The 7,297-nt window shown below is 66.1% G+C and carries 8 protein-coding genes; 4 read left to right on the top strand and 4 right to left on the bottom strand.

The window, feature by feature from the left end; genetic code table 11:
- The first annotated feature begins 31 nt into the window (after positions 1-31).
- Together VIG90_RS17625 and VIG90_RS17620 are read left to right on the top strand one after the other, a co-directional pair.
- Positions 32-439, top strand: coding sequence for a F0F1 ATP synthase subunit epsilon (locus VIG90_RS17625; protein ID WP_331594833.1), 408 nt, complete (start codon positions 32-34; stop codon positions 437-439).
- A gap of 122 nt (positions 440-561) precedes the next feature.
- Positions 562-1,386, top strand: coding sequence for a ferritin-like domain-containing protein (locus VIG90_RS17620; RefSeq protein ID WP_331594832.1), 825 nt, complete (start codon positions 562-564; stop codon positions 1,384-1,386).
- 9 nt (positions 1,387-1,395) lie between these two features.
- Here the strand turns inward: VIG90_RS17620 and VIG90_RS17615 are convergent, their stop codons facing one another.
- The 4 genes from VIG90_RS17615 to VIG90_RS17600 form a co-directional block, all read right to left on the bottom strand.
- Positions 1,396-2,271: a transglutaminase domain-containing protein gene (locus VIG90_RS17615; RefSeq protein ID WP_331594831.1), complete on the bottom strand. Its 876-nt coding sequence runs from the start codon at positions 2,269-2,271 to the stop codon at positions 1,396-1,398.
- A gap of 234 nt (positions 2,272-2,505) precedes the next feature.
- Positions 2,506-2,991, bottom strand: a complete 486-nt coding sequence (locus VIG90_RS17610; RefSeq protein WP_331594830.1) for an RNA pyrophosphohydrolase — start codon at positions 2,989-2,991, stop codon at positions 2,506-2,508.
- Positions 2,992-3,049: 58 nt separating this feature from the next.
- Positions 3,050-4,033, bottom strand: a complete 984-nt coding sequence (locus VIG90_RS17605; RefSeq protein ID WP_331594829.1) for an alpha/beta hydrolase — start codon at positions 4,031-4,033, stop codon at positions 3,050-3,052.
- 2 nt (positions 4,034-4,035) lie between these two features.
- Entirely contained in the window at positions 4,036-5,391 is a 1,356-nt protein-coding gene (locus tag VIG90_RS17600; RefSeq protein WP_331594828.1) for an MATE family efflux transporter, read from the bottom strand.
- Positions 5,392-5,486: 95 nt separating this feature from the next.
- Here VIG90_RS17600 and VIG90_RS17595 point away from each other — a divergent pair, with 95 nt between their 5' ends.
- Both VIG90_RS17595 and VIG90_RS17590 read left to right on the top strand, forming a co-directional pair.
- Entirely contained in the window at positions 5,487-6,518 is a 1,032-nt protein-coding gene (locus VIG90_RS17595) for a histone deacetylase (protein ID WP_331594827.1), read from the top strand.
- 102 nt (positions 6,519-6,620) lie between these two features.
- On the top strand, positions 6,621-7,297 hold a 677-nt coding region (locus VIG90_RS17590), incomplete at its 3' end, for a 2-oxoacid:acceptor oxidoreductase family protein (RefSeq protein ID WP_331594826.1).

The raw sequence follows: 7,297 nt of genomic DNA, 5'->3' as shown, positions 1-7,297 counted from the left end.
TCCTGCTTGAAAGCTGCTCTAGGTGAGACCCATGGCTGACAAACTGCACTTTGAACTGGTGAGCCCCGAGCGGCTGCTCAACTCGGCGGATGCCGAGATGGTGGTCGTGCCGGGCGAAGGCGGCGACTTCGGCGTTCTGGCCGGTCACGCGCCGCTGATGTCCACCATCCGCCCCGGCGTCATTGAAATCCACGCCGATGCGGGTGCGGCTCCGGAGCGCGTGTTCATCGATGGCGGCTTTGCCGAGGTGAACGAGAAGGGCCTCACCATTCTGGCTCAGCAGGCAATTCCGGTTGCCGAACTGAACCCGGAAGCCCTGGCTCAGCAGCTGGCGGTTGCCCGTGAAGAGGTGACCCTGGCCAAGACCGATACCGAACGCGCTGCCGCGCTGCGTCAGGTTGCGGTGCTTGAGGCCAAGCTGGCTGTCGTTAGCCACTAAGCGACGACGACACAGTTCCAACGGGGCGTGGTTCGCAAGGACTGCGCCCCGTTTGCGTTTTGGGGTCCTGTTCCCGTAAAGGAGCCCCAGCTTCCCACACATCACTGCCGGAGCGCAAACCCATGGCCCACTGGACCCTTGATGACATTGCGTGGGAGCGTTTCGACGCTGCCAAGGTGGATGCTGACCTGCTGGCGGTGGTGAAGACGGCGGCGCTGGTGGAAGCCAATGCTGCCGATTACGTGGTTTACCTGCGCAACGTCTTCCATGACGACGCGGCCTTCGTGGCAGCGGCGGAACAGTGGGGCGTGGAGGAGAAACAGCATGGCGCGGCGCTGGGGCGCTGGGCCGAACTGGCTGATCCAGGCTTTTCCTTCGAGCAGGCGCTGGCCGACTTCCGGGCCGGTTATTCGCTGGATCTGGAGACAAGCACCTCGGTACGCGGCTCCCGCGCGGGCGAGCTGATCGCCCGGCAGGTGGTGGAGACCGGTACGTCCTCCTTCTATTCCGCCATTCGGGACGGGGCGGACGAACCGGTGCTGAAGGCGGTGGCCGGTCGCATCGCCTCTGACGAGTTCTTCCATTACCAGTTATTTGCCAGGCACTTCCGGCGCTACCAGCAGCGTACCCGGCTTTCCACCTGGGCGCGGCTGAAGATCGCCTTCGGGCGGATGCAGGAGGCGGAGGACGAGGAGCTGGGCTACGCCTTCTTTGCCGCGAATGTATTGCAGCGGGACCGTCAGGCCGACTTCAAGGCGATGAACTACGGCCGGGAGTATCAACGCCGCGCCTTGCAGCTCTATCGCCGCCCGCACATCGAGAACGCCGTGCGCATGGTGCTGCGCGCTGCCGACCTCAAGTCCAGCGGCTGGCTCTACACCGTGGCTTCCCAGTTGCTGTGGCGGGTGATCTCGGCCAAGTCCGCCAGCATGGCCCGGTCAGGCTGAGGGAAGCGCTCAGCCGCCCGAGATGCCGGAGTAGCCGGGCCGGAGCGCCGCCGGGCCGTCCCCTGCCTGACTGCGGGCGATCAGCCGCCGCCGGATCCGATCAAGCGTGAAGGCAAGCAGCAACAGCACAACCGTGAGGATAAAGCCGACGATCGAGAAGAACTGCTTGGGGTCGTCAAGAAACAGCGGGCGGGGCGTCAGGCGCGGATCGCCGCCGAACCAGCGGATGACCGAAGCGACCGAGCGGGTGAGCGCGTTCTTGTCCCAGTTGACGGTGGTCAGGTGGGTATAGGTCTCAAGGCGGCGCTTGTAGCGGGTGATCTTGTCCGTGGGGCCGCGCAGGGCGGCCAACTGGTCGAGGCGGGCATTCAGCAGGTGCGGCTGGCGGATCATCTGCTCTACCGGAACGGTGCTGCCGTCCCGGTTGCGGAAGGTGATATTGTACACAGCATCCAAGGGCGTCCAGCCATTCTCCGTCTTGGCCAGCGTGACGGTATGCACCGGCTGGCAGTCTCCCTCGCAGTGGTAGAGCATGGCCATGGTGGATGGAACGCCCAGCTCCTGAACCAGCGTGGAGAGGAGCTTGGACTTGTCCTCACAGTCTCCGCCGTGCTGCAGAACCTGCATCGGCGTTGCGTCCAGCCGCTTCCAGAGGAAGTAATTGGGGTTCTTCTCGAACCCCTTGTTGGCATACACCCACGCCGTCAGCTGGGCGAGCTGGTCTTCCAGCCGTCCAGACCGGGCGGCAATGGAGGTGGCAACGGAATGAAGACGGCTGCGCTCGATCGCCCAGGAGCCGAATAACGCCAGCGTTGCCAGCAGAACAAGAATTGCGACCGTAACAATAACTTGCGAAGCGCGTAGCAGAAAAAGGTGGGTGAGCATGGGCCACCTCGATTCAAATCAACGGTATCTGCACATCATGATGTCAGAATTAATAAATAGACATTGGCCCGCATTCGTTCCGTGCTTTTGACTAGCTATAATATTTGATGAATTCGTGAGGGCTCGGCGAGCGGGCCGATTTCAGGCGCACACGTGCAGCAGCCGGGTATGGCAACCCGGCCCGAACGGCGTTCAGGATGTCAGGATTATGGGGCTGTCAGCGTGGCGCGGCTGTCAGGGCTGGGGTTTGGCGAGGTGGGCGAACTCGCTGACGATGTCCTGATAGAGCTTGCGCTTGAAGGGCACGATGAGGTTGGGCAGGCGCTCCAGCCGCTCCCAGCGCCACGCGCAGAACTCGGGGTGGGCGGTCTCCAGGTTGATGTCGTTGTCCTCGCCAAGGAAGCGCATGGCGAACCACTTCTGGGTCTGGCCGCGATACCGGCCCTTCCACACCTTGCCCACCAGCTCGGGCGGCAAGTCGTAGGTCAGCCAGCCTGAGGATTCCGCAATGATCTCGGCCTTGTTGGTGCCGATCTCTTCCTCAAGCTCGCGCAGGGCGGTGACGGCCGGGTCCTCGCCCTCATCAATGCCGCCCTGGGGCATCTGCCAGGCTTCCATCTCGGTGTCGATGCGGCGGGCCACAAACACCAGACCGTCCCGATTGAACAGGGTGACGCCGACACAAGGACGGTACGGAAGCGTGGTGGGATCGACGGACATAAGCAACCCTTGTCGATGATGGTTGGGGGGAGCCTGACGGAGAAACGATTCTGCGGCCTTAGTGGATCATCGCGCGCAGGATGTCGAGACACCGGATCAGGCGCTCGTGCGCCGAGGGCAGGGCCTTGCGCATGCTGAAGCAGCCGTGGATCTGCCCGGCGATCTCCTCGTAATGCACGTGCACGCCCGCCTCCTCCAGCCGGTCGGCGTAGGCGCGGCCCTGATCCCGCAGCGGGTCGAGCCCGCAGGTGACGACGACCGCCGGGGGCTGGCCCTCCAGCGTCTCGGCCCGCAGGGGAGAAACGCGCGGGTCCGCCCGCAGGGCGCGCTTGGGCAGGTAGGAGCGGGTGAAGAACATCAGGTCTTCCTCATCCAGCATGTAGCCTTGCGCGAAGCTCTCCGCCGAGGCGTAGGTGCCGATCATGTCAACGGCGGGGTAGAGCAGCAGCTGGGCCAGCACCGGCACGGCCAGAGGCGTGGCACCCTTGCCCGCAAGCTGCTGGGAGAGGACGGCGGCCAGATTGCCGCCCGCGCTGTCTCCCGCAAGGATAAGGCCGGTGACGCGGCCGTTCAGTTCCTCTGGCGAGGAGGCGAGCCATTCGGCCGCGGCAAGGCAGTCCTTCAGCCCGGCGGGGAAAGGATGCTCGGGCGCAAGCCGGTAATCCACCGCCAGCACGCGCAGGCCGAGCCGGTCCGCGATGTCAGCGCACAGGCTGTTGTGGGTGGAGAGGTTGCCGAACACCCAGCCGCCGCCGTGCAGGAACAGGACAACCGGCGCATCCGCCCCGGTGAGCAGGGGATCGTAGAGGCGCACCTCGATCTCGCCGCCTGCTTCTGTCTCCGCCTCGGCCTCGGAGCCAGCGCCGGGGCGGGGAATGGTCAGGGTCTCGATGCGGGGCAGGGCGGTTGCCGGGCGCTCCAGCAGATCGACAGCGCCGTTGACCATGCGGCGGGCCTGCTCGATGGGCAGGCTCGTGGGCTTGGGCGCGCCGGGCACCAGAACGCGGGACAGGAAGGCCTCGGTTTCCTCAAGCATCTTCATGGTCAGGCTCCGTGAGAAACAGCAAAGGTTTGGCGGTACAGGCGCGGATAGAAGGCCCACTGGCCAAGCCATCGCACCGTCATGAGCAGGCAGAAGGCCAGCCACAGGCCGTCGTTGCCAAGCCATGGCACCAAAGCTAGCACGCCTGTAAAAAAGGCCAATGCCCCGGCCGCCATGGTGAGCAGCATCTGCCGGGTCCAGCCCGCGCCGATGTAGATGCCGTCGAACACGAAGCTGGCGAAGCCGCAGAACTGGGCGATGACGCCCCACACCAGATGCTGGTTGGCGTAAGCGGCGGTGGCGGCATCCTTGGCGAAGGCGCGGATGATGGCCGGGCCGCCGAAGGTATAGACTAGCGCAATGCCGAGGCTGGCGATGAACGCCCCCTGAAAGCAGCCGCGCACGAGACCGGAGAAGCGGCGTCCGTCCCGCCCGCCGACGGCCGCGCCGCCCAGCGTCTGGGCGGCGGCCTCGAACCCGTCCAGCACCAGCGAGGCGAGCAGGAAGAACTGGAGGATGACCGTGTTGGCCGCCAGCGGCACCGGCCCCAGCCGCGCGCCGGTGCGGGTGAGGACGTAGATGCAGACCATCAGAAGAGCCGTGCGCAGCAGCAGGTCGCGGTTGACGGCAAACAGGGCGGCGATGGCCGGGCCGCGCCACGTTGCCCCCTGCCGCAGGATGGCGGCGAGGCGGCGCAGTGGAGCATGGGGGCGCACGCACAGGACGGCGGCGGTGAGCTTGGCGAACTCCGCGATCAGGCTGGCGGCGGCCACTCCGGCGATGCCCCAGCCAAGGCCAAGGGCGAGCACAATGCTGAGCGCGGCGTTGGTGAGGTTGTAGCCGACCTCGATGGCGAGCACGGTGCGCGCCCGCTGCAGGCCGAGCAGCCAGCCGACCAGCGCCATGTTCAGCAAAACGGCAGGGGCTGCCCACCAGCGGATGGACAGGTAGGTGTGCGCGCCTTCCCGCACGGCGGCGCTGGCGCCGAAGCTGTTCAGCAGCGGGCCGAGCACCAGCGGCGTTGCCAACAGCAGAAGGAGGCCGAGCCCGGCCGCCACCGCCAGCCCCCGCGCCAGCACGGCGCTGCGCTCCGGCACATCGTCTGCGCCGTGGGCGCGGGCGGTGAGGCCGGTGGTTCCCATGCGCAGCACGTTGAACAGGGTGAGGAGCGTGGTGAAGGCGGTGGAGCCCATGCCGGTGGCGGCCAGCAGGGTGGCGCTGGCCGCCTGTCCGATCACCCAGGTGTCCACGAGGCCGATGAGCCCGGTGGCGGCATTCGTGATCATCGCCGGAATGGCAATGGCCAGAATGGCGCGGCGCGGCGTTTTGGGTGCGGGCGGGGAAGACGGTTCACTCATGGCAGCGGTGTTAGCCGGTTTTGCGCGCTTTTGCAGGGGGTTCGGCAAGGGTGTTCGGATTTGAGGTGCGACGCCTGCAAATCCCGCAAAGCCCCATGGCGGCAGAACGCCGGAAACCCCGGCTGAACCTGCGGGTACGGGGGCTGGACGGGCAGGGGCGGGCCTCCGATATTGCGGGGATGACGCGGTATCCGGTTTTCCATCATCCTGACTATGTAGCGCCGCTGCCGACGGGCCATCGGTTCCCCATGTCCAAGTACGAGGCGGTGGTGAAGGAGCTGAAGCTGCTGGGCAGCGACGGCTATGCCGTCTTCCGCAGCGCGAGCGAAGTGGCGGCGGAGGCGATGCGCGGTGCGCATGATGCGCTGTACGTGGAGCAACTGCTGGCGCTGGCGGTGGACCCGACAATCGAGCGGCGCATCGGCTTTCCGGTGACGGGGCAGGTGCTGCGGCGTGCGCGTCATGCCTCGGGAGGAACACTGGGGGCGGCACGCAAGGCGCTGGAAGTGGGGGCGGCGTCCAACACGGCGGGCGGCAGCCACCATGCGCACCCCGGTTTCGGCTCGGGCTATTGCGTGCTGAATGACGTGGGCATCGCGGCGCGGCAGTTGCTGGCGGAAGGCGCGGTGGAGCGTATTCTGGTGGTGGACCTTGACGTGCATCAGGGGGACGGAACGGCGGTGATGTTTGAGAGTGAGCCGCGGGTGTTCACCTTCTCCATGCACTGCGAGGCGAACTTTCCGGTGCGCAAGGCGCGCAGCGACCTCGACATCGGGCTGGACGTGGGCACGGATGACGCCACCTACCTGAAGCGGCTGGAGGTGAGCCTGCCCCGCATTCTGGAGATGCACCGGCCCCAGCTTGTGTTCTATAATGCCGGGGTTGACGTGCACGCGGAGGACCGGCTCGGTCGGCTGGCCCTGAGCGATGATGGGCTGGAAGCCCGCGACAGGTTCGTTGCGCGAGAGTGTTTGGAAAGCGGAGTGCCGTTCGTGACCGTGATGGGTGGCGGCTACGGGGCGGACGTAAGCGTGATTGCCCGGCGGCATGCCCGAACCATCGCCATTGCCGCCGAGGTCTGGGAACGGACGATGCCGACGCCGCGTGCGGAGGCATCGGGGTTGTAAGCCGCCAGATATCGCGGGCGAGCCGCGTTTTTTGTCGAAAGTGCCGCGATGCTGGCCTGAATGCAACGCTTCGGATGAACGGGGCGGGCAGATGAGGCGCATATGGCAACGGCTTTTGAAGACCTGAAGTCGCGCGTTTCGGAAGATCAGAAGCAATCGGTGGTGGTGCGCTTCGCCGGGGATTCGGGCGACGGGATGCAACTGACCGGCGGGCAGTTCACGCTCTCGACCGCGCTCAGCGGTAACGACCTTGCCACTTTTCCGGACTTTCCCGCCGAGATCCGTGCGCCGACGGGCACGACGTTCGGGGTTTCCTCCTTCCAGATCAATTTCGGCTCGGCGGACATCGAGACCTCGGGCGACGAGATCGACGTGCTGGTGGCGATGAACCCGGCGGCGTTGAAGGTGAACCTTGCCGCCGTGCGCCGGGGCGGGGTGATTATCGCGGACGTGGGCGAGTTCACGCCGCGCAATCTTGCGAAGGCGGGGTATGAGGCAAATCCCATAGAAAGCGGCGCGCTGGCGGATTTTCAGGTGCTGGCGTTCAACATCAGCCAGATGACGCTGGATGCGGTGGCCCCCTTCGGGCTCGGCAAGAAGGAGGCGCTGCGCTGCAAGAACATGTGGACGCTGGGGCTGGCGCTGTGGATGTTCGACCGCGACCGCCAGCCGCTGCATGACTGGCTGCGGGCCAAGTTCGCGAAGACCCCGGCGCTGGCGGACGCCAACATTGCGGCGCTGGATGCGGGCCATGCCTTCGGCGAGACGGCGGAGGTGGG

The organism is Pedomonas sp. (assembly GCF_036515995.1).
Taxonomy (GTDB): domain Bacteria; phylum Pseudomonadota; class Alphaproteobacteria; order Sphingomonadales; family Sphingomonadaceae; genus Pedomonas.
This window is presented reverse-complemented; position numbering and strand designations above follow the sequence as displayed.